The organism is Streptococcus parasanguinis (assembly GCF_040908565.1).
GTDB classification, from domain to species: Bacteria; Bacillota; Bacilli; order Lactobacillales; family Streptococcaceae; genus Streptococcus; species Streptococcus parasanguinis_AC.
Map to the genome: position 1 here is coordinate 1 of NZ_JBDGEA010000003.1, position 23,248 is coordinate 23,248.

The window sequence follows — 23,248 nt, forward strand, 5'->3', positions numbered from 1 at the left end:
TTGGCTCGGTAGCTCAGTTGGTAGAGCAATGGATTGAAGCTCCATGTGTCGGCGGTTCGATTCCGTCTCGCGCCATTACATTTATAATTAGGAAGGGTAGCGAAGAGGCTAAACGCGGCGGACTGTAAATCCGCTCCTTCGGGTTCGGGGGTTCGAATCCCTCCCCTTCCATCCTTTACGGGCATAGTTTAAAGGTAGAACTAAGGTCTCCAAAACCTTCAGTGTGGGTTCAATTCCTACTGCCCGTGTTAATAATTATGGCGGGTGTGGTGAAGTGGTTAACACACCAGATTGTGGCTCTGGCATGCGTGGGTTCGATCCCCATCACTCGCCTATTTATTTTTACATTATTGGGGTATAGCCAAGCGGTAAGGCAAGGGACTTTGACTCCCTCATGCGTTGGTTCGAATCCAGCTACCCCAGTTAAATTTATGCCGGCGTGGCGGAATTGGCAGACGCGCTGGACTCAAAATCCAGTGTCCGCAAGGACGTGCCGGTTCGACCCCGGCCGCCGGTATAGTAGAAAAGACAAGGTTTTCGGACCTTGTCTTTTTTTCTCTTTTGTTAGTTGAGTTACCAATTTTTTCCATTTTAAAATAAATCGTCAAGTTTATTAGCTAATGATTTCTGTTTGCTTGGGTATAAATGAGAATATGTATCTATTGTTGTTGTAATTGATGCGTGTCCTAATCTTTCTTTAACAACGAGATAATCTTCCCCTTGGTTTATAAGTAATGATGCATGTGAGTGCCTCAAATCATGAATTCTTATCTTCTTTAAATCTTTATCCCTTTCTAGTATTTGCTTAAATTTCTTATCAATCATATTTTTAGTAACAGTTATTGGTGTACTCTGTATTATTTGTAGTTCATCAGTATTTTTCGTAAATTCCTCAAGTTTTTCTTTTTGTTTTACTTTCCAATCTTTAAGCATTTCTGCTAGTTTCTGATTGATTGTTATATTTCTAGTTCCTGATCGTGTTTTTGTTGTATTAATGTAGCTTGTATTATTGACAAAGTATACCGTTTTGGTAACGTAAATCGTATTTGTTAAAAGGTTTATATCATTCCAGTTCAATGCGAGGATTTCTCCCATTCTCATTCCAGTAAAGAAAGCAATTACGAAAAACAGGTCATAGCTTATTTCATCATCTCGAATAAGTTCTCTAAATCTTGTGAATTCTTCTATACTCCAAAATTTGATATTAGGCTTGCTAATTGGTAATTTTCTCAGATTCTCAACAGGATTTTTATCAATGAGGGATTTTCTTATACCAGTATCAAAAATTTTTTTAAGTAGAATTAGAATTTTATTAATTGTATTATAACTTAATGTTTCATTTTCATTTTGTTTTTTAGGTTTTGTTTTTAGGTATTCACGAAATTCGAATATATGGTCATACGTTAATTTATTTAAATTTGTATCTTTAAAATAAGGCTTAATATGACGCTCATAATTGTTTCTTTGTGTACTTGTGTAGCTTACTTTTCTGCCATTTTTCAAATCATCTTCTTCAAGTAAGTCGAATAACATATCCGTTGTCACTATAAAGTCAAATTGTTTCTCTTTTAATTCTACAACTCGAATATGTTGTTCTAGTTCTAGGGCTTCCTTTTTAGATTTTAATCCTTTTCGAATGATACGTATTCTTTTTTGTGTGACGGGGTGGAAACCATTAGAAACATCAACGGTCCATTTACCACTTTTAGTTTTACGAATAGTCATTCATTATGCTTCTTTCTGGAGTTCAATTCCTAGTAGTTCTTCAGCGACACTAGCTGGAATTGTACCTATCCGTTTGTTATCGTAGATGTTAAAACCACGATTAACTAGCCGGTATGGATAATCTTTCTTGCAGTTCCTGGAGCAAATCCAAGTTCGATAAGGTCATCTTTTGTTACAGTTTTAATCATGTGATCTCCTTTTCTGATTAGATTAAGTAAGGGGAGGATTAACTCCCCTTGTCTAATACTTATTTTTGTTTTACATCTACTAAATGGATAGCATCCGCCTTGTAATACATCGTTGAACTAATCATAGTGGCTTGTAAATTGTCAAATGTGACTGGTACTTGATCCATTGCTTGGATATAGTCATTATCGACTAAAGCTTCTGGATTATCTACTGAGACTTGGGTTGATTTCTTTTTGAATTGTCCATCCTTGATTGTTACATTGTATTTCCAACCGATGATTTTATCGGTATTAAAACGTCTTTCGCTACCATCTCGGTTTTTGATAATTTCTCCGTTTACATCTGCTCGGACTTCCGTTTCAAATTTTGGAATAACTTCATCCAATTCAAATTTTGTTCCAATGTTATTAAAATTCCAGTCATTTTGTGAAAGCATTTTTGCCATAGTTAATTTCTCCTTTTGATATTTTCTTTGATTGTAGGGATTAAATCCTCTCTTTTAAAGAGAATTGCCCTTTCTATTAATCCACTTGCTAAATCTGGTGGATATTCCATATTGTTGAGTGCGAGATAGTTTGATTTCTCATACTCATGCAGTAAGTTATTGTCGTATAGAAATTTATACGCTCTTAGAATAGCTCCAGAACCTTTATAGGTAAACCATTCTAATTTTTGTTCTAGTTCTGTTTTTGGTTTTGAAATAATGATAGAGACAGGTTTTGAGTGACCTAAAAACTTTTCCCAAGATCTCAAAGGTTTTGAGAAATAGCTATCACTATAGAATCTCACTTTTTCTTTGAGATATCCCTTGGTAAAGTTGAGAAGATCTATTTCTGAATGCAACCATTCTTGAATGAAGTAGTGAGCTTTTTCTTTCCTAAGTTCTAACTCAGTTCTTATCCAATTTTCTATATACCGCTTGCTGATACCGAGCTTCTCAGCTCGTTCTAAACGTTTATCGTAAATTCTAAGTCTTTCATCATCATTGGGTTTTCTCAAATATAAGGTCTGGCCGATTGTTTCATCTCCGTAGGTATTGTAGTAGGTGCTTTTTCCATATATAAAGCGTTTCTTCTGACAAATCTTTAGAAGCTGATTAGGAGTGAAATAGGGTGTTTCATTAAAATCATCTATTGCAATATCAATTCGTCTTACTGAAAATTGATTGTAATTGTAGTAGAGGTTGTTCAGAAACTGTCTTTCGGACAGACTATTTGGATCTAATACCATATCTCTAAAGAACTCGAGTGCCTGTCCTGACATGACAAGCATGTAGGACGACTCTTTCGCTCCATAGTAGATACGGATATTTCCATGATGAAGCTGGCTATCATAGTTATAGTATTTAAGGCTCCCTTTATTCTCTATAAATAGGTCATAATCAAGAAATAGAATGTCTTCGATTATTTCTCTTGGCGAAAATTCAGTCTTATCAAACTGAATTTGAATCCAGTCAAATACAGAACGTAAATGTTCATTTTTTGCCATAGATTTTGATTCAACTTTTTGCCTAATTTTGCCACCCATAAAATCTCTAAAACCCTTGATAATACTGAATTCTTTCGATGATACACCTAACTTGCAGAGGGTGGTGTTACTACACACCCTAACGGTCAAAAATGGTCCGTCCGCATTTACGCTCATTTTCGGCTTTCTGCCTCATGGCTCAGCCGAAAACTCGCTATTAGCCGAACCTATTTTTTGACCTCTTCTGAACAAACCCTAGTAAGCCGGTTTGCATCGACTCTTCAATATCTTGGATTTTCTTTTTTAGACTGGCATTCTCATTTTTTATCAACCGTATTTCTCGCTTGAATTCCTGTTTTAAGGCGCTCAGTTCATCGTAGAGCTCATCTATTACTTGGTTTAGGGATTCGTGCTCATTGTCTGCTAGACTCCCAAATACGGCTTGTATAGCCTCTTTTAGACCTATTTCAAGTTTTAGGTTAGCTAACTTTTGAAATTGTCTAAGGTCTTCGTTTGTAAAGTCATAGGCAACTGTATAATTTAATTGACGAGTTCTTGGATTTCTACTGATAGGAATTTTAATTTTTTTAAATTCCTTGCCACTTATCTCTTTAATCAGTTGAATCCAATTTTTAAGAGTAGAGGTAGAGTTTAGGCCAGAAATTTGATTGACTAACTCTTTATTGGTCATCTTTTTGTGAAACCTCCGAAATTCTCTTGTGCAACTGAAGAGTTTTCTGTGGTATAATTGTTACATAATATGTTTTGATCTTGGAACGAACGGCACATTTGTTTCAAGATTTTTTTATTTTGTCGAATCTTACCTCCTTTATTAAAATTTTTTAAATCGAACTATTAGTTACATACGCTTTTACCTCCTTTTATGATATAATATTCTCAATGGAATATTTAATCTTAAAATAAATATTCCTTATGGAATAATTCTATTTTATACCGTTTAGAATATTTTGTCAAGCTAAAATATACAGAATCGAATATTGAAGAGGAAACAATGTTTAATAATAATTCTTTTGGAGATCGTCTTAAGCAACTGAGAAAGAGTAAGAAGTTAACTCAAGTACAAGTTTCTGAGATGATTGATGTACAACAAGGTACTTATTCTCGTTGGGAAAATGGAACTTTAGAGCCTAATTTAGAAGCCGTTGTCAAATTAGCAAAATTATTTGATACCACGACAGATTACTTATTAGGAAAAACGATTTACAGTACTCTAGATGTTGTCCCACATCCAATCACTAGAATTGATTTGAAGAAGCTAAAAGGGTTTAATAAAACTGAACTAGACGATCTGAAATTTGCGATTGTTATGAATGGAATTAAAAACCATTCGACTCTACCTAAGTATTTGGATGAGCTAGTCTCTGAATATAATTTAGATGAAGAAGAGCAAGAAATATTGCATACCCTTTTTAAAGAGGTTTCTGACTATTTTAATGCAGATTGATGGTTTATTTGATTAAGTTTCAATAGGTAAAGATTAGTATATTCTTGTTGAGTGATTTTATTTTATGAAGGTTGTTTATAGTTGAAAGGGGAAAGAGTTTGACTGATATCCACTGGTAGAGAACTTCTGATGAGGCTTTGAACAAGCCCTTATATGATATCAATCACCGACAACGAAAATATTTGGCTTACAGAACTGCTTGTGAAGCTCTAGTGGATGAGTTTGAGTAAATGTTGTACTTATTCTTGCAATTTATCATTAACAAAAAGAGAGAACCGACTCAAAATCGACTCTCTCTAATCAATCACTCTAGCTAATACAGTCAATAAATTTAAAATTCATTTTTAAAAAACTAATTACTTCTATAATTTATTTTCACATGCAAATTTTAACTCTTGAAGATCTTTTTTTAGTAAGATAGGCAATTCACGTCTCATCATTTTCCTTAATAATAAGATAGACCAGCCACTTAAACTCTCTTGAACTACAACCTCAGAAGATCCATTTGATAATTTTTTTATATACCAATTATGAATTGCATGAGCTCCTATTGTATTACCTGTCCATCCAAAACATGCAGCTGAAGCTGTATGGATTTCGGATTTATATTTTAGACCTCCTGATTTCCATTCAAATTTTGCCCCCTCTTGAATGTGAGATGCTAATAATTTTATTTCTGAAATTCCATTACGCCAGTTATGCCAATTATTGATTTCAGATAATACTGCCATAATTTTATCTCTTTCTGCATGAATAATTATATGTTCTTCAGCAAAAACAAGTGCATTAAAATCACATACTACATTAAAGTCCATCATATCTAGTGCCACCTCTCTATTTAAATTAATTTCAATCAATAGTCATTTTGATGATTGACTTATATTATAGCAATTATTTTAAAAATAGTGAAGAATATAATTAAGATAGCGAGATTCTCTGATGATGATCTTAGGACGATAAGTTATGGAGTGTTACCAAAAAGTTACTAAAATTTGAAAAATGAGTCTATTTTGCAAGATTCAAAAGTCCCAAAACCCTATTAAATCAAGGATATAAGATTTAAAAAGTGTATTCATAGAACTCAAAATCCAGTGTCCGCAAGGACGTGCCGGTTCGACCCCGGCCGCCGGTATAGATTATAAAGGAGTTCTACTCCTTTTTTTGTTTTATTTTTTTCTTTTTTGTGATATAATTAACCGGTAAAGCTTTTTGTGAATTTGAAGGAGTTAATTTTGTCTGAAGTTGCAAATAAAATCGATCGATTTTTAAATTCTATTTTATTATTATCTGAGAATCAACATGAAATTTTAGTTGGTTCTTGTACAAGTGGTGTTTCATTAACCAACACTCAGGAACATATTTTGATGCTGGTTGCTGATGAAGCTCTAACCAATTCTGTCTTAGCAAAGAAATTGAATGTTAGTCAGGCGGCTATCACGAAGGCTGTGAAACCCTTATTAAGTCAGGGGATGCTGGAGACTTATCGCGATGAAAATGATGCACGGGTTCTCTATTACCGCTTAACTGAGATTGGTAAGCCGATTGCATTAGAGCATCAGCACCACCATCAGCATACTCTTCACACTTATGAGGATGTTTTGTCGAAGTTTACTAAGAATGAGCAAGGGGTTATTTCGCGCTTTTTAGATTTATTGGAAGAGGAGTTATAGTTTGAGGTATATTACGGTTTCAAATTTATCGTTCTATTATGATCGAGAACCGGTTTTGGAAGGGATCAATTACTACTTAGATAGTGGAGAGTTTGTTACGCTGACTGGTGAGAATGGGGCTGCTAAGTCAACCTTGATTAAGGCTAGCCTTGGCATCTTACAGCCCAAGGTTGGGACTGTTGAGATTTCAAAGACGAATGTTAAGGGAAAGAAGTTAAGGATTGCTTATTTGCCGCAACAAATTGCTAGTTTTAATGCAGGGTTTCCAAGTACGGTCTATGAATTTGTGAAGTCAGGTCGGTACCCTCGTAAAGGATGGTTTCGAAAGTTGAATGAGCACGATGAAAAACATATTCTGAAGAGTTTAGAATCTGTTGGGATGCTGGAGTTCAAGGATCGAGCGATTGGTTCTTTGTCTGGTGGTCAGAAACAGCGGGCTGTCATTGCTCGGATGTTTGCTTCAGATCCGGATATCTTTGTTTTAGATGAACCTACGACAGGGATGGATGCGACGACAAAGAGTGATTTTTATGAGTTGATGCATCACAGTGCGCATCACCATCAAAAATCTGTTTTGATGATTACGCATGATCCTGAAGAGGTTAGCCAATTTGCGGATCGGAATATTCATTTGGTTCGTGACCAAAGCTCTCCTTGGAGATGTTTTAATGTCCATGATACTGAAGGGGAGGGTGACCATGCTTGATTTATTCCAGTATGATTTTATGCAACGGGCCTTGTTGGCTATGGTTGCCATGAGTCTTTTTTCTCCTGTATTAGGGATTTTCTTGATTTTAAGACGGCAGAGTCTGATGAGTGATACGCTAAGTCACGTTTCTCTTGCTGGTGTCGCTTTTGGGCTTTTCCTTGGGATCTCTCCAACGCTCTCGACCATGATCATTGTCATTATTGCTGCGGTTTTTCTTGAGTATTTGCGGACCTTATTTAAGGACTTTATGGAGATCGGGACGGCAATTTTAATGTCCACTGGTCTTGCCCTAGCTTTGGTACTGATGCGTGGTGGTGGGAAGAGCTCGATGAGTTTGGATCAGTATTTGTTTGGTTCTACCCTAACCATTACGGATGAACAGGTGATTGCTTTGTTTGTGATTGCTTTCGTTGTATTAGTGCTGACGGCCTTATTCTTGCGGCCTATGTATATTTTGACCTTTGATGAAGATACGGCCTTTGTGGATGGGCTTCCGGTGCGGACCATGTCCATCTTATTTAATGTGGTTACGGGGGTTGCTATCGCCTTGATGATTCCTGCAGCAGGATCTTTATTGGTTTCAACCATCATGGTCTTACCGGCTAGTATTGCCCTGAAATTAGGGAAGAACTTCCGTGGGGTCATGTTGCTTGCGGTCATCATTGGCTTTATCGGGATGTTTAGTGGGTTGATTTTGTCTTATATTGCAGATACACCAGCAAGTGCCAGCATCACGCTTTTATTTGTGGCCTTGTTCTTGCTTGTGAATCTTGGATCACGTTTGAGGAGGTAAATATGAAATTTAAAAAAATAGGTTTAATGTTGTTGGTGGCTTTTGCCCTTATCTTGACTGCTTGTGGCAAAAGTCAGAGTCAAAATGGAAAATTAAAAGTGATGACCACTTTTTATCCTGTTTATGATTTTACAAAAAATATTGTCGGAGATGAAGGAACGGTAGACCTGCTCATTGGAGCGGGATCAGAGCCCCATGAATATGAATTGTCTGCTAAGGGGCGGGCTATGATTCAAGATTCGGATGTTTTCGTCTATGAGAATGAAAACATGGAAACGTGGGTTCCAAATCTTTTGAAATCAATGAAGGATAAGAAAACCAAAGTGATCGATGCCACTAAGGGCATGGTCTTGCTTCCTGGATTGGAAGAGGATCATGACCACGAAGGGGGCGAAGAACACCATCATGAATATGATCCTCACCTTTGGCTGTCTCCACATCGTGCCATGAAGATGGTAGAGTCGATTCGCGATCAGTTGGTCGCAGCTTATCCAGATAAGAAAAAGACGTTTGAGAAAAATGCGCAAGCTTATTTGAAGAAGTTACAGGCTTTGGATCAAGCTTATCAGGATGGCTTGAAAGATGCTAAGCAAAAGAATTTTGTGACCCAACACGCGGCTTTCCGTTACTTGGCCTTGGATTATGGCTTAAACCAAGTGGCTATTTCAGGGATTTCACCTGATAGCGAACCTTCTGCTGCACGATTGCGTGAATTGACAGAGTATATCAAGAAAAATGAGATCAAGGTGATTTACTTTGAGGAAAATGCTTCTAAGTCTTTGGCGAAAACCTTGTCTTCTGAAGCTGGTGTTGAGTTGGCTGTCTTAAATCCTTTGGAAAGCCTGACGGATCAAGAAATGAAAGATGGCGAAGATTACGTTTCTGTCATGAAGGAGAATCTGAAGGCGCTAGAGAAAACAACGTCACAAGCTGGTAAGGATATTCAACCGGAACATGAGGAAGATTCTAAGACGGTTCAAAAGGGCTATTTCGAGGATAGTCAAGTGAAGGATCGTAGCTTAGCAAATTACGCGGGTGATTGGAAATCGGTTTATCCATACTTGCAAGATGGAACTTTGGATCAGGTCTTTGATTATAAGGTAAAATTAAATCCAACCATGACTGCTGCTGAGTATAAGGAATATTATACCAAGGGTTACCAAACAGATATTGATCGGATTAAGATTGATAAGGATTCAATGGAGTTTTATCAAAAAGGATCTTCTAAGAAATATACCTATAAATACGTAGGTAAGCACATTTTGACTTATAAAAAGGGGAATCGTGGTGTTCGGTATCTCTTTGAAGCCAAGGAGAGCGATGCGGGAGACTTCAAATATGTTCAATTTAGTGACCATGAAATCACTCCGATAAAGGCAGCTCACTTCCACATTTTCCATGGAGGAAAGAGTCAAGAGGCGCTTTATGATGAGTTGGAAAATTGGCCAACTTATTATCCTTCCAACTTATCTGGTTTAGAAGTTGCACAGGAAATGCTGGCTCACTGAGAGTAGTATCCAAAGAGAGATTGGGATGTATTATCCCGGTCTTTTTTTGATCAGAAATAGGAAGTAGAGCTTGTCAAATGTTTGAAAATACGTTACAATGAGAGGGCTTTAAACTAAAAAAATGTATGGGGAATTTTAAATGAAAAAAGTTGGTGCTATTCTTGTGAGTCTTTTCAGTGTGGTCTTATTGGTGGCTTGTTCGCAGCAAGGTGCGAGCAAGAAATCAACCGCTTCTTCTAGTCAAACAAGTGCTTCTTCTGAGGTGAAAAAGACGACAGCTTCTAGTTCAGAAGTGAAGGAGAAAGAAAAAAAAGAAGAGAAAAAAGAAGTGAAGAAAATGGATCTTGAGGCTATTGCTAATGGGGATTACAGCAGTATTGCTGGTGTCTGGCAAGATGATAAAGGAAACAAGCTGGTCTTTAACGACAAAGGGTTGGTTTCACAAGAGTTGGAGGGCTATGGTGCTTCTTTGACGGATTATGGGACAGCCTCAGAAGGTATCTATGGTGGTCGTGATGGTGGCTTCTTGTTGGAGTATATTCCTGCGGGAGTAACCATTGGTGATCAGGTCGATGATCAAGGACAAGTCGTTTTTAAGGATACATCCGATGCCTCTAAGAACCGCTTGTGGTCTGGTGTTGGAATCGCTAGTTTTGGGGAACAAGGATCGATCTACTATCATGTAGGAGATGAATAACAGAAAAAAGTCGTCTGGAAGCAGACGACTTTTTTTATGGATGTGGGGGGAGCCAAGAAAGATCGAACTGAAGTAGCTGGGCTTCAAGGAGATCTTGATGGAAAATCTCTTGCTGCGCTTTGCCATCTAATCGGGCTTTTTGGATGAAATAGGCACCTGTAGTATGGGAGTTGGCACAAATTTTGAGCTCATGGTTTGGAAGATGGAGAAGAACTTCTTTAAAGAGAGGAAGGCCCAGATCATAGATTGGTTTTCCTGGGCAGGTTGGATAGAGCCCAAGGGCTGACCAGATGTACCAAGCAGATAGACTACCATTGTCCTCATCACCTGGATAGGCTTGGAAATCTTGATGGAAAGCTTGGGAACGGATCTGGTGGATCAGGAGATTAGTGTATTCGGGATGAAGACTGTGGCGGAAGAGGTAGGGAATGTGAAAGCTGGGTTGATTGGAGATGGCGATCTGCCCAAATGGAGCTTGGGCCATTTCACTCATTTCATGGATTTCATAGCCATATCCTCTTACATCAAATTGAGGTTTTTGATTGGCCAGATCCAGCAGTCGTTGGGTGAAGGCTTTTTTACCGCCCATCAGCTCTATCAGGCCGGAGAGGTCGTGTAAGGCTCCAAAAGTAGCCTGGGTGGCAGAACATTCTGCATAATCTCCTCCCCAGCTGGTAGGAGAGAAGGGTTCTTTAAAGTTTCCATTGGTGGATCGTGCTCTCATAAAGCCTGTTTGGGCATCATACAATGTTCGGTAGGAGAGGCTGGAAGCAGCATACCGAGTGGCTGTTTCTGTCTGACCCAATTGCTTGGCAACGGTAGCTATGCAAAAATCACTATAGGCATAATCGAGGCTATGGCTCACACTTTCGTGAAAATCATCGGGTAGGTAGCCAAGGACCTTGTAGCTTTCATTGCCATGGCGACCAAAATGTTGATGAGGATCTGTATTTTGGGCTGTCTGGAGCATGGCTGTGAGCATGTTTTCATGTAGGTCTGGTGCGATCCCTTTTGTGACAGCATCTGCGAAGACTCCATCAATGAGAGTGCCTGGCATCATCCCTCGTTCATCTGGGGCCAACCATTTTGGTAGAAAACCAGTATCCTGGTAAGTGTTTAAAAATCCTTCGAGGAAATGACGGTAGTAATCGGGGTAGACAAGGCTAAAGAGCGGAAAAGATGTTCGGAAGAGGTCCCAAAAACCGACATTCGTATAAGCTTTTCCTGGTTTGATTTCATTATGGGTGACATCCAGGTGCCAGTCATTTCCCTCGGTATCTGTTTCATAAAAGGTTTGAGGAAAAAGGAGGAGTCGGTACAGGCAGTGGTCGAAAAAGGCTTGATCACATCCTCCGTTATCTTTCACTTCAATTCGTTTTAGTAGCTGATTCCATTGATCAGCTGCTTCTTTTTTAGCTTTTTCTAAGGGAAGGTGGGGAAGATGGCTGTGAGCCATGTCTTGGGACAGATAAGAGCTTCCTAATTGGACGGTCACTTCATTGCTAGAAAAGGTGAGAAAAAGATCCTGATCAATGTGAGTGACAGTCTCGATTGGCTGACTAAATTGCCACTGGAGATAGAAAGAGTAGGAAGTATCTGCGGTATGGGCCTGATCCAGAATGTGGAAGTGACAGGTGTGGTCTGTAAGGGTCAAGTCCTCTAGTTCATTTGCTGCATGAAAGCAGAGAGTCAATTTTTCTGGTGCTTGAAAGCGCAGGACAGCCCCGTAGCGGCTTGGAACCAGCTCGCTTTGAATCTGATAACGTTCCGAAAAAATACGGAGGTAGTGGGGCTGAAAAAGAGCTTCTTTGATCGAATAACTACTCTGGCGACGGAAGAGGTCGGAACTTGTAACTTCTCCTATGATGGGCGTGATGAGGCACCAAGCGTAGTCTCCAATCCAAGGACTAGGCTGGTGGGTAAGGCGAAATCCCTGAAAAATAGGGAGATTGGGGTTGAAAAACCAAGCCCCTTGTTCGTGTGTCGTCTGGGGAAGAAAGTAATTCATTCCAAAAGGGACTCCGGTATAAGGGAGGGTGTTTCCGTGCGAATAGTGGGGATGATTATCACTTCCCCAGCGGGTATCGATGGTCTGGCAAGTTGTGTGCATCTGGTCACCTTTTTCTTCATCAACCTTAAATAGTCTGTGTTTTTCTTTGAACACGCAGTGGTATTTTCTTCATTGTATCAAAGCGTTGTCAAATATGATAGCGTTTTTATCAAATGGAAAATTTTGTAGAAAAAGGGCTATAGTTTGCGTATGTATTTCCCTTTTGAAATCTTTTATACTGAATAGGAAAGAATCGATATGTGTGAGGAAAATAAATGACCTATTCAAAAGAAATTGTTAGAGAGTGGCTAGATGAGGTGGCGGAGTGTGCTAAAGATCATCCTGAATGGGTGGATGTCTTTGAACGTTGCTATACAGATACCTTAGACAATACAGTTGAAATTTTAGAAGACGGTTCAACCTTTGTGCTAACAGGGGATATCCCAGCTATGTGGTTGCGTGACTCTACTGCTCAATTAAGACCTTATCTTCATGTGGCTAAAAGAGACCCTCATTTGCGCCAGACCATTGCTGGTTTGGTTAAACGTCAGATGACTTTGATTCTCAAGGATCCCTATGCTAACTCTTTTAATATTAAGGAAAACTGGAAGGGTCACCACGAAACAGACCATACGGATCTCAATGGCTGGATTTGGGAACGCAAGTATGAAGTGGATTCGCTTTGCTATCCCTTGCAATTAGCTTATCTCCTGTGGAAAGAAACTGGTGAGACTAGCCAGTTTGATGAAACTTTTGTTACGGCGACCAAGGAGATCCTTCATCTCTGGACAGTGGAACAAGACCACAACCATTCACCTTATCGCTTTGTTCGGGATACGGATCGTAAGGAAGACACGTTAGTGAATGACGGCTTTGGTCCAGAATTTGCCGTGACAGGGATGACCTGGTCAGCCTTTCGTCCAAGTGATGACTGCTGTCAGTATAGCTATCTGATTCCATCCAATATGTTTGCAGTGGTTGTCTTGGGTTATGTGCAAGAAATCTTTGCAGAGTTGCATCTAGCCGATAGCGAGAGCATCATTGCAGATGCCAAACGCCTGCGAGCGGAGATTCAAGAAGGGATTGAAAACTACGCCTACACCACTAACAGCAAGGGCGAGAAAATCTATGCCTTTGAGGTGGATGGTCTAGGAAATGCTAGCATCATGGACGATCCGAATGTGCCAAGCTTGTTGGCCGCTCCCTATCTGGGTTACTGTGATGTCAACGATGAAGTCTATCAAGCCACTCGTCGCACCATTCTGAGTCCTGAAAATCCATACTTCTACCAAGGAGAATACGCTAGTGGGCTAGGAAGCTCTCATACTTTCTACCGCTATATCTGGCCGATTGCCCTGTCGATCCAAGGATTGACAACAACGGACAAGACAGAGAAGAAATTCTTGCTCGATCAGTTGGTTGCTTGCGATGGTGGCACGGGTGTCATGCACGAAAGCTTCCACGTAGATGATCCGACTAAATACTCGCGCGAATGGTTCTCTTGGGCCAACATGATGTTCTGCGAGTTAGTCTTGGATTACTTGGATATTCGCTAATACTCTTCGAAAATCAAATTCAAACCACGTCAGCTTCGCCTTGCCGTACTCAAGTACAGCCTGCGGCTAGCTTCCTAGTTTGCTCTTTGATTTTCATTGAGTATAAGGAGCACGCTTTAGCTTCACTGATTCTTGTTAGAATCACAAATATATCTTTAAATTTAAGTTAGAATGAGGTTTTACTCATGGAAAATGTTGTTGTACATATCATCTCTCACAGCCACTGGGATCGTGAGTGGTATCTACCTTTTGAAAGTCACCGGATGCAGTTGGTGGAACTGTTTGACAATCTGTTTGATCTTTTCGAAAATGATCCTGAATTCAAAAGCTTCCACTTGGATGGCCAAACCATTGTCCTTGATGACTATTTAGAAATTTGCCCTGAAAACCGCGACAAGGTGCAGCGTTATATCGACGAAGGCAAACTCAAGATTGGACCCTTCTATATCTTGCAGGATGATTACTTGATTTCCAGTGAAGCAAATGTTCGCAATACCTTGATTGGACAGGTTGAATGCGCTAAATGGGGCAAATCCACTCAGATTGGTTACTTCCCTGATACCTTTGGAAATATGGGACAAGCTCCTCAAATCCTTCAAAAATCAGGGATTCACGTAGCAACCTTTGGGCGCGGGGTGAAGCCAATCGGATTTGACAACCAGGTCCTTGAAGATGAGCAGTTCACCTCTCAATTTTCTGAAATGTACTGGCAGGGGGCGGATGGTAGCCGTGTACTGGGTATTCTTTTTGCTAACTGGTACAGTAACGGGAATGAAATTCCAGTGGATAAAGACGAGGCTTTGACTTTCTGGAAGCAAAAATTGGCAGATGTTCGTGACTATGCCTCGACCAACCAATGGTTGATGATGAACGGCTGTGACCACCAACCGGTTCAACGAAACTTGAGTGAAGCCATTCGCGTAGCTAACGAACTTTTCCCTGACGTGACCTTTGTTCATAGCTCCTTTGATGAATATGTGCAAGCAGTGGAGAGTGCGCTTCCTGAACAATTATCAACCGTTACAGGAGAATTGACCAGTCAGGAAACCGATGGTTGGTACACACTGGCGAATACGTCTTCTTCTCGGATTTATCTAAAGCAAGCCTTCCAAGAAAACAGCAACTTGCTCGAGCAAGTGGTGGAACCTTTGACCATCATTACTGGTGGTCATCACCACAAGGATCAGTTGACCTATGCCTGGAAGACGCTCTTACAAAATGCACCTCACGATAGTATTTGTGGATGTAGTATTGACGATGTTCACCGCGAAATGGAAGTTCGTTTTGCCAAGGTCAATCAAGTCGGAAACTTTGTCAAGACCAACCTTCTGAACGAATGGAAGGGTAAACTAGCGACTCAAAAAGCCCAGAGTGAGCTCCTCTTTACGGTCATCAATACAGGCTTGCATGATAAGGTGGATACCGTCAGCACGATTGTCGACGTAGCGGTTTGTCCATTTAAGGAATTGCACCCGACAGAAGGTTTCAAGAAGATGGCGGCTTTGAGCTTGCCGGACTACCACGTAGAGGATTTAGATGGTCATCTTGTAGAAGCGGAGATTGAAGACTTGGGGGCAAGCTTTGGCTATACCTTGCCTAAGGATAAATTCCGTCAACCTTATATCGCGCGTCAAGTGCGCGTGACGGTTCCAGTTCACCTATCACCTCTTTCTTGGACGACCTTCCAGCTCTTAGAAGGGAAAGCATCTCATCATGATGGTCTGTTCCAAAATGGGGTGATCGATACACCATTTGTAACCCTAAGTATTGATGATGGTTTGACCCTCTATGATAAAACGACCAATGAGGCTTATGAGAATTTCCTTCGCTTCGAAGATCGTGGTGATATCGGAAATGAATATATCTACTTCCAACCAAAAGGAACGGAGCCAATCTTTGCTCAACTGAAAGGTTATGAAGTTCTAGAAAACAATGCTCGCTATGCTAAGGTCTTGCTCAAGCATGACTTGACCATTCCAGTTAGCGCAGATGAACAATTGGATGTGGAGCAAAGAGGCATTATCGAGTTTATGAACCGTAAGGCAAGCCGCTCAGAAGAGCTGACAACCATCCCTCTTGAAACGGAGATGACCATCTTTGTAGATGATCCGCAAATTCGCTTCAAGACGCGCTTCACCAATACAGCCAAGGATCACCGCATCCGTCTCTTGGTGAAAACTCATAACACTCGTCCAAGCAACGATTCTGAAAGCATCTATGAGGTGGTCACACGGCCAAATAAACCAGCCGCTTCTTGGGAAAATCCTGAAAATCCCCAACACCAACAAGCTTTCGTCAGCTTGTATGATGATGTCAAGGGGGTAACAGTAGCCAATAAAGGTTTACATGAATATGAAATTTTAGGGGATGATACTATTGCCGTGACCATTCTTCGGGCTTCTGGAGAACTTGGTGACTGGGGCTATTTCCCAACACCAGAAGCACAATGCTTGCGGGACTTTGAGGTGGAATATGCAGTGGAATGCCATCAAGCTCAGGGCCGCTTCTCAGCTTATCGCCGAGCTAAGGCTTTACAGACACCGATGACTAGCCTCCAAGTTGCAAAACAAGAGGGTAGCGTTGCAGCAACGGGTAGCCTCTTTAAACATCCGGCACTGAACTTGCCACAAGTATGCCCAACAGCCTTTAAGGTAGCAGAAAATGACGAAGGTTACATTCTTCGCTATTACAATATGAGCCAAGAAAATGTGCGCGTGTCAGAAGGGCAACAAACGGTTGTCGATCTTCTGGAGCAACCGTATCCTATCCATACAGGATTATTGGCACCACAGGAAATTCGTACAGAATTGATCAAAAAAGAAGAAATTTAATTTCAAAAAGATAACATAAACAGAAAGGAGGAGCGAAAAAGTAAGAACCAACTGCTGATTCGCTCCTTTTGCAGGTGAAAGCAATGACCATTGCGACCATTGATATCGGAGGGACTGGCATTAAGTTTGCTAGTCTCACTCCTGATGGAAAGATTTTAGACAAGGCCAGCACCCCAACTCCAGAAACTCTAGAAGATTTGTTGGCTTGGCTGGACCAGCGATTGTCAGAACGTGACTACCGTGGAATTGCCATGAGTGTGCCAGGAGCGGTCAATCAAGAAACAGGAGTGATTGAGGGGATTAGTGCCATTCCTTATATCCATGGTTTTTCATGGTATGAGGCTCTTGCCCATCACCGACTACCGGTTCATCTAGAAAATGATGCCAACTGTGTTGGACTGAGTGAACTGCTAGCTCATCCTGAAATTGAAAATGCAGCCTGTGTTGTCATTGGCACAGGGATTGGCGGGGCTATGATTATCAATGGTAAGCTTCACCGTGGTCGCCATGGCTTGGGTGGAGAGTTTGGTTACATGACAACTATCGAACCAGCAGAAAAACTCAATAACTGGTCACAACTAGCTTCTACAGGAAACATGGTTCGCTATGTCATTGAAAAATCAGGTCAGTCAGACTGGGATGGCCGTAAGGTTTATCAAGAGGCTGCAGCAGGCAATGCCCTTTGCCAAGAAGCCATTGAGCGTATGAATCGTAATCTAGCTCAAGGATTACTCAATATCCAGTATCTAATCGACCCAGATGTCATTAGCCTAGGTGGCTCTATCAGTCAGAACCCAGATTTTATCAAAGGGGTGCAAAAAGCGGTAGACGCCTTTGTGAAAAGATATGAAGAGTATACAATTGCGCCAGTGATCCAAGCTTGCACCTATCAGGCAGATGCCAATCTCTACGGTGCCCTTGTCAACTGGTTACAGGAGGAAAACCAATGGTAAGTTTTATCGGACTTAGTCCCAAACAAGCCCAATCTATCGAAGCATTAAAAAATCACATTTCTCTACCAGATGTAGAAGTGGCAGTTACCCAATCTGATCAAGCCTCTATCTCTATCAAGGGTGAGGGTGGAAGCTATCAATTGACTTATCGCAAACCTCACCAACTCTATCGCGCCTTGTCTGTGCTAGCAACAGCTTTAGTAGAAGGTGACAAAGTAGAGATTGAAGAACAGGCTGCTTACGAAGATTTAGCCTACATGGCGGATTGTTCCCGTAATGCGGTTCTAAATGTTGCATCTGCCAAGCAGATGATTGAAGTCTTGGCTCTGATGGGTTATTCAACCTTTGAGCTCTACATGGAAGATACCTATCAGATTGAAGGGCAACCTTATTTTGGTTATTTCCGCGGGGCTTATTCAGCTGAAGAATTACAGGAAATCGAAGCCTATGCCCAGCAGTTTGATATGACCTTTGTACCATGTATCCAGACCTTGGCTCACTTATCAGCCTTTGTCAAATGGGGTGTTAAAGAAGTCCAGCAACTCCGTGATGTAGAGGACATTCTCCTTATCGACGAAGAAAAAGTTTACGACCTAATCGACGGCATGTTTGCCACTCTGTCTAAACTGCAGACACGCAAGGTCAATATCGGGATGGACGAAGCTCACTTGGTTGGATTGGGACGCTATCTCATCTTAAACGGTGTTGTGGACCGTAGCCTCCTCATGTGCCAACATTTGGAGCGCGTGCTGGATATTGCAGACAAGTATGGTTTCCACTGCCAGATGTGGAGCGATATGTTCTTCAAACTCATGTCAGCAGATGGCCAGTACGACCGTGATGTCGAAATTCCAGAAGAAACTCGTGTTTATCTTGACCGTCTCAAAGACCGTGTGACCTTGGTTTACTGGGATTATTATCAGGATAGCGAAGAAAAATACAACCGTAACTTCGGTAATCACCACAAGATTAGCCAGGATATTGCCTTTGCAGGCGGTGCTTGGAAGTGGATTGGTTTCACACCACACAACCATTTCAGTCATCTCATCGCTGTCGAAGCTAACAAAGCCTGCCGTGCTAATCAGATCAAGGAAGTCATTGTGACTGGTTGGGGAGATAATGGTGGTGAAACAGCTCAATTCTCTATTCTGCCAAGTCTACAAATCTGGGCAGAACTCAGCTATCGAAATGATTTAGAGCGTTTATCTGCTCACTTCAAGACCAATACAGGTCTATCGGTTGAGGACTTTATGCAGCTGGATTTGGCCAACCTCTTGCCAGATCTACCAGACAATCTCAGTGGTATCAATCCCAACCGCTATGTCTTTTATCAGGATGTCCTTTGCCCAATTCTTGATAAGCACATGACCCCTGAACAGGACAAGCCCCACTTTGCTAAGGCTGCTGAGGCCCTTTCTGACATTAAAGAAAAAGCAGGCGCCTATGCTTATCTTTTCGAAACTCAGGCACAGTTGAATGCCATTTTAAGTAGTAAAGTAGATGTGGGGCGACGCATCCGTCAAGCCTATCAAGCAGGTGATAAAGAGAGTTTGCAACAAATCGCTCAGGAAGAATTACCAAAACTCAGAAGCCAGATTGAAACCTTCCACAAGCTCTTTAGTCACCAATGGTTGAAAGAAAACAAGGTCTTTGGCTTGGATACCGTAGATATCCGTATGGGAGGACTCTTGCAACGGATCAAGCGCGCTGAAAGCCGTATGGAGGCTTATCTTGCTGGTCAAATTGACCGCATCGACGAACTAGAAGTAGACATCTTGCCATTCAACGATTTCTACGTAGACAAGGACTTCGCAGCCACAACAGCTAATCAATGGCATACCATTGCGACTGCCTCAACTATTTATACAACGTAAAAAATGCCAAGTTGGATGACAGATGTCTTATCTACGGTGGATAGGAGTAGAAGAGGAGCTGTGTTTACCATCGCCCTTTTTTACTCCTTTTTTAAAGCTATGTCATAAATTTGTAGAATTTTTTCTATAATTAGGAGTTTGAAAATAGAAAATGGCTATCTTATAATAAGTATTGTAAACGCTACCAAAGCAAAAACACGCTCAAGGCTCAAAGGGGGGAGTTAAATGAAAAAGTTTGTAAGGACTCTGAGAGAAAATTTCATTTTTCTTTTAATGGTCTTACCGGGTGCAGCGTGGTTAATCTTATTCTTCTATATTCCGGTTTTTGGGAATATCGTAGCATTTAAGGACTATCATATTACAGGAGAAGGCTTCATCGACAGTGTCATGAAGAGTAAGTGGGTTGGTTTTGACAACTTCAAGTTCCTTTTTAGTTCCAAAGATGCCTACATTATTACAAGAAATACGGTCTTGTACAACTTAGGATTTATCTTCTTAGGATTGATTGTTTCCGTTGGGATCGCCATCATCTTTAGTGAGTTGAGATCAAAAAGAGTGGTCAAGGTGCTTCAAACCTCCATGCTCTTCCCATACTTCCTATCATGGGTTATCATCAGCTTCTTCACCGATGCCTTCCTGAACGTGGACAAAGGATTGGTCAACCACATCTTAGCTTCGTTTGGTATGAAAGCCATCAATTTCTACTCGGAATTGTGGATCTGGCCAGCGCTTCTCCTCTTCTTAGGAATCTGGAAAGGCTTTGGTTATAGCAGTGTCATGTACTATGCAACCATCATGGGAATTGACCCAACTTACTATGAAGCAGCGACCGTGGATGGTGCGTCTAAGTGGCAACGCATTCGCAACATCACCATTCCTCAGTTGTCTTCCTTGATTACGGTCTTGACCATTCTTGCAGTCGGAAATATCTTCCGCGCAGACTTCGGTCTTTTCTACCAAATCCCGCATAATGCTGGAGCGCTCTATAGCGTAACCAACGTTATTGATGTTTATGTCTACAACGGTTTGACCAAGTCAGGGGATATCGGGATGACAGCAGCAGCCGGTCTTTACCAATCGGTAGTCGGTTTGGTTCTTGTTTTGATCTCAAATATCATTGCCCGTCGCATTGATAAGAATGCCGCTCTCTTCTAGAAAGGAGGATCGTATGAAAAAATCAACCATTCAAAAAGAAAAAATTGATAATGTCGGGATCCATTCTTTCAGTAAGAAGAGCAACTTCTTCTTTACCTTGTTGTTGACCTTGGTCGGCTTGACCTGTGTACTTCCCTTCATCTTCGTTGTCATGATCTCTTTGACAGACGAACAAAGTTTGGCAGTCCATGGATTCCAATTCTGGCCAGCAAAATTTGGATTTGATGGTTACCTTTTCTTGGTACAGTTCAAAGAAAAAATCTTGCAAGCCCTCTTCATTACCTTGTTTGTGACCATTGTGGGAACAGCATGTAATGTCTTTATCACAACAACCTATGCTTATGCTATCTCACGGAGTACCTTTAAATACCGCAAGTTCTTTACCGTATTTTCACTCCTTAGTATGCTCTTTAGTGCAGGGTTGGTACCGGGCTATATTGTCACCACTCAACTCTTGCAATTGGGTGATACCATCGGGGCTTTGATCATCCCAATGTTGCTTAGCCCATTCAACATCATCTTGATGCGGACTTTCTTTAAACGGACCATTCCAGAAGCCATTCTTGAATCCGCTCGGATCGATGGAGCAAGTGAAACACGGATCTTCTTCCAAATTTGCTTGCCACTCTCTCTACCAGGGATTGCAACTATTAGTCTCTTCACTGCTTTAGGATTCTGGAACGACTGGTTCAACGCCCTTCTCTATATTAAGAGTGACAACCTTTACCCATTGCAATACCTCTTGATGCAAATCCAAAACAATATGGATTACATCGCTAAAAATGTCGGGGTATCCGGCCAATTGGCAGGAGCTGTACAATCCATCCCACGGGAAACAGGACGTATGGCCATGGTGGTTGTGGCAACAGTGCCAATTGCCATTCTCTATCCATTCTTCCAACGCTACTTTGTAAAAGGCTTGACCATCGGTGGTGTGAAAGAATAACATCGTTCATTGAAAATCAACAGGATTTTCAACTCATAACTTAGTCTAAAAAGAAAATAACATAAAGGAGATTTTTCTTATGAAAAATTGGAAAAAATACGCGTTAGCATCTGCTAGTGTCATTGCTCTTGGAGCTACTCTTGCTGCTTGTGGAAGCCTTACAGGGAACAACAAGAAATCAGCAACAACTGAAGATGGTAAACCAATCATCAAGATGTACCAAATTGGTGACAAACCAGATAACTTGGATACCTTGTTAGAAAATGCCAACAAGATCATTGAAAAGAAAGTTGGCGCAAAATTGGATATCCAATATCTTGGTTGGGGTGACTACGCACAAAAAATGAACGTTATCATCTCATCTGGTGAAAACTATGATATTGCCTTTGCTAATAACTATGTCATCAACGCTCAAAAAGGTGCCTATGCTGACTTGACAGAATTGTACAAGAAAGAAGGGAAAGATCTTTACAAAGCACTTGACCCAGCATACATCAAAGGGAACACTGTAAACGGCAAGATCTATGCTGTTCCAGTAGCAGCCAACGTGGCATCTTCTCAAAACTTTGCTTTCAACGGACCACTTGTTGAAAAATATGGTATCGATATCTCAAACGTGAAAGACTATGCTTCTCTTGAACCAGTCTTGAAAGCCATCAAAGAAAAAGATCCAAACGTTGTTCCATTTGCCATGAACAAGAGCTACGGTGGACCTTCAGATGACTTCGACTATGTGGCTGTTGATGGACTTCCATTCGTTGTTGACTTGAAAGGTGACACTACGAAGATCGTTGACCGTTACACAATCCCTCGTTATGTAGAAAACTTGAAGACTCTTCACAAATACTACGAAGCAGGATACATTCCAAAAGACGTAGCAACAAGCGATACTGGTTATGACCTTTCTCAAGATACTTGGTTGGTTCGTGAAGAAACAGTAGGACCAGCTGACTACGGTAACAGCTTGCTTACTCGTGTAGCAAACCGTAAGATCGACATCAAACCATTTACTGAACTTTACAAGAAGAACAACACCACTCAAGTAGCTAACTTTGTTATCTCAAATAACTCTAAGAACAAAGAAAAAGCAATGGAAGTGTTGAACCTTTTGAACACTAATCCAGAACTCTTGAACGGACTTGTTTATGGACCAGAAGGCAAGAACTGGGAAAAAGTTGAAGGTAAAGAAAACCGTGTGAAAGTCTTGGATGGCTACAACGGAAACACTCACATGTCTGGATGGAACACTGGTAACAACTGGATTCTTTACATCAACGAAAACGTAACAGATGAACAAATTGCACAATCTAAGAAAGACTTGGAAACTGCAAAAGAATCTCCAGCACTTGGTTTCATCTTTAACACAGATAAAGTGAAATCAGAAATCACAGCTCTTACAAATACTTTGAACCAATTCGCAGGTGCGATCAATACTGGTACTGTGGATCCTGAAGTAGAAGTTCCTAAGATGCTTGAAAAATTGAAATCAGAAGGTGCTTACCAAAAAGTGCTTGATGAAATGCAAAAACAATACGATGAATACCTTGCTTCTAAAAAATAAGAACAGGTAGTGCGAAAAGGCTTTGGAGTGATCTCCAGAGCCTTTTTATGTCTTTATGAAAATGAGTCCTGTAAATGAACATTAACATTTCAAATTACC

The 23,248-nt window shown here is 40.8% G+C and carries 19 protein-coding genes, 6 tRNA genes and 2 pseudogenes; 20 read left to right on the forward strand and 7 right to left on the reverse strand.

The window, feature by feature from the left end:
* Positions 1–2: 2 nt before the first annotated feature.
* From AB5Y61_RS01990 to AB5Y61_RS02015, 6 genes are all read left to right on the forward strand, one after another.
* Positions 3–75 (forward strand) — tRNA-Phe (locus AB5Y61_RS01990).
* Positions 76–90: 15 nt separating this feature from the next.
* A tRNA-Tyr gene (locus tag AB5Y61_RS01995) sits at positions 91–171 on the forward strand.
* 6 nt (positions 172–177) lie between these two features.
* Positions 178–248, forward strand: a tRNA-Trp gene (locus tag AB5Y61_RS02000).
* Positions 249–260: 12 nt separating this feature from the next.
* Positions 261–333, forward strand: a tRNA-His gene (locus AB5Y61_RS02005).
* A gap of 18 nt (positions 334–351) precedes the next feature.
* Positions 352–423 (forward strand) — tRNA-Gln (locus AB5Y61_RS02010).
* A gap of 10 nt (positions 424–433) precedes the next feature.
* A tRNA-Leu gene (locus AB5Y61_RS02015) sits at positions 434–517 on the forward strand.
* A 74-nt stretch (positions 518–591) separates the two neighbouring features.
* Here the strand turns inward: AB5Y61_RS02015 and AB5Y61_RS02020 are convergent.
* From AB5Y61_RS02020 to AB5Y61_RS02040, 5 genes and pseudogenes are all read right to left on the reverse strand, one after another.
* Complete coding sequence (locus AB5Y61_RS02020; RefSeq protein ID WP_368402931.1) at positions 592–1,725, reverse strand: tyrosine-type recombinase/integrase; 1,134 nt, start codon at positions 1,723–1,725, stop codon at positions 592–594.
* A 3-nt stretch (positions 1,726–1,728) separates the two neighbouring features.
* Positions 1,729–1,913, reverse strand: a pseudogene (locus AB5Y61_RS02025) (DUF3173 family protein).
* Positions 1,914–1,972: 59 nt separating this feature from the next.
* Positions 1,973–2,359 (reverse strand): hypothetical protein, encoded by a 387-nt coding sequence (locus AB5Y61_RS02030; protein ID WP_049486503.1) that lies wholly within the window; start codon positions 2,357–2,359, stop codon positions 1,973–1,975.
* A gap of 2 nt (positions 2,360–2,361) precedes the next feature.
* A complete protein-coding gene (locus AB5Y61_RS02035) occupies positions 2,362–3,558 on the reverse strand; it encodes a replication initiation factor domain-containing protein (protein WP_049486502.1) in 1,197 nt (398 codons plus the stop codon).
* Positions 3,559–3,598: 40 nt separating this feature from the next.
* Positions 3,599–4,072, reverse strand: a complete 474-nt coding sequence (locus tag AB5Y61_RS02040; protein WP_049486501.1) for a hypothetical protein — start codon at positions 4,070–4,072, stop codon at positions 3,599–3,601.
* Positions 4,073–4,393: 321 nt separating this feature from the next.
* Here AB5Y61_RS02040 and AB5Y61_RS02045 point away from each other — a divergent pair, with 321 nt between their 5' ends.
* Entirely contained in the window at positions 4,394–4,846 is a 453-nt protein-coding gene (locus AB5Y61_RS02045; RefSeq protein ID WP_048717498.1) for a helix-turn-helix domain-containing protein, read from the forward strand.
* A gap of 125 nt (positions 4,847–4,971) precedes the next feature.
* Positions 4,972–5,076: pseudogene (locus AB5Y61_RS02050) on the forward strand (IS30 family transposase); the annotation flags it as partial.
* 132 nt (positions 5,077–5,208) lie between these two features.
* Here the strand turns inward: AB5Y61_RS02050 and AB5Y61_RS02055 are convergent.
* Positions 5,209–5,664 (reverse strand): hypothetical protein, encoded by a 456-nt coding sequence (locus AB5Y61_RS02055; protein ID WP_000968642.1) that lies wholly within the window; start codon positions 5,662–5,664, stop codon positions 5,209–5,211.
* Between the two features lie 414 nt (positions 5,665–6,078).
* Between AB5Y61_RS02055 and AB5Y61_RS02060 the strand changes: the two genes are divergently transcribed.
* The 5 genes from AB5Y61_RS02060 to AB5Y61_RS02080 all read left to right on the forward strand — a co-directional run bounded on the left by AB5Y61_RS02060 (position 6,079) and on the right by AB5Y61_RS02080 (position 10,223).
* Positions 6,079–6,516: a zinc-dependent MarR family transcriptional regulator gene (locus AB5Y61_RS02060; protein ID WP_003004547.1), complete on the forward strand. Its 438-nt coding sequence runs from the start codon at positions 6,079–6,081 to the stop codon at positions 6,514–6,516.
* A 1-nt stretch (position 6,517) separates the two neighbouring features.
* Positions 6,518–7,222: a metal ABC transporter ATP-binding protein gene (locus AB5Y61_RS02065; protein ID WP_118397159.1), complete on the forward strand. Its 705-nt coding sequence runs from the start codon at positions 6,518–6,520 to the stop codon at positions 7,220–7,222.
* Entirely contained in the window at positions 7,215–8,018 is an 804-nt protein-coding gene (locus AB5Y61_RS02070) for a metal ABC transporter permease (RefSeq protein ID WP_247913986.1), read from the forward strand. The genes AB5Y61_RS02065 and AB5Y61_RS02070 overlap by 8 nt, the downstream gene beginning before the upstream one ends.
* 2 nt (positions 8,019–8,020) lie before the next feature.
* The gene (locus AB5Y61_RS02075) at positions 8,021–9,526 is read left to right on the forward strand and encodes a zinc ABC transporter substrate-binding protein AdcA (RefSeq protein ID WP_368402935.1); all 1,506 of its coding nucleotides are present in this window, start codon (positions 8,021–8,023) and stop codon (positions 9,524–9,526) included.
* Between the two features lie 139 nt (positions 9,527–9,665).
* Positions 9,666–10,223 (forward strand): DUF6287 domain-containing protein, encoded by a 558-nt coding sequence (locus AB5Y61_RS02080; protein ID WP_368402936.1) that lies wholly within the window; start codon positions 9,666–9,668, stop codon positions 10,221–10,223.
* Between the two features lie 34 nt (positions 10,224–10,257).
* On the opposite strand, the gene AB5Y61_RS02085 is transcribed toward AB5Y61_RS02080, so the two are convergent.
* Positions 10,258–12,333, reverse strand: coding sequence for a GH92 family glycosyl hydrolase (locus tag AB5Y61_RS02085; protein WP_368402938.1), 2,076 nt, complete (start codon positions 12,331–12,333; stop codon positions 10,258–10,260).
* 215 nt (positions 12,334–12,548) lie between these two features.
* Between AB5Y61_RS02085 and AB5Y61_RS02090 the strand changes: the two genes are divergently transcribed.
* The 7 genes from AB5Y61_RS02090 to AB5Y61_RS02120 all read left to right on the forward strand — a co-directional run bounded on the left by AB5Y61_RS02090 (position 12,549) and on the right by AB5Y61_RS02120 (position 23,149).
* Positions 12,549–13,829, forward strand: a complete 1,281-nt coding sequence (locus AB5Y61_RS02090; RefSeq protein WP_368402939.1) for a glycoside hydrolase family 125 protein — start codon at positions 12,549–12,551, stop codon at positions 13,827–13,829.
* 185 nt (positions 13,830–14,014) lie between these two features.
* Positions 14,015–16,660, forward strand: a complete 2,646-nt coding sequence (locus AB5Y61_RS02095) for an alpha-mannosidase (protein WP_368402941.1) — start codon at positions 14,015–14,017, stop codon at positions 16,658–16,660.
* An 83-nt stretch (positions 16,661–16,743) separates the two neighbouring features.
* On the forward strand, positions 16,744–17,613 hold the full coding sequence (locus tag AB5Y61_RS02100; RefSeq protein WP_368402942.1) for an ROK family protein: 870 nt from the start codon (positions 16,744–16,746) through the stop codon (positions 17,611–17,613).
* Positions 17,607–19,487 (forward strand): beta-N-acetylhexosaminidase, encoded by a 1,881-nt coding sequence (locus AB5Y61_RS02105; protein ID WP_368402944.1) that lies wholly within the window; start codon positions 17,607–17,609, stop codon positions 19,485–19,487. Before AB5Y61_RS02100 ends, AB5Y61_RS02105 begins: the two co-directional genes overlap by 7 nt.
* 225 nt (positions 19,488–19,712) lie before the next feature.
* Positions 19,713–20,642: an ABC transporter permease gene (locus tag AB5Y61_RS02110; protein ID WP_070674606.1), complete on the forward strand. Its 930-nt coding sequence runs from the start codon at positions 19,713–19,715 to the stop codon at positions 20,640–20,642.
* Positions 20,643–20,655: 13 nt separating this feature from the next.
* Positions 20,656–21,588: a carbohydrate ABC transporter permease gene (locus AB5Y61_RS02115; protein ID WP_223325275.1), complete on the forward strand. Its 933-nt coding sequence runs from the start codon at positions 20,656–20,658 to the stop codon at positions 21,586–21,588.
* A 79-nt stretch (positions 21,589–21,667) separates the two neighbouring features.
* Entirely contained in the window at positions 21,668–23,149 is a 1,482-nt protein-coding gene (locus AB5Y61_RS02120; RefSeq protein WP_223325274.1) for an ABC transporter substrate-binding protein, read from the forward strand.
* Positions 23,150–23,248: the final 99 nt, after the last annotated feature.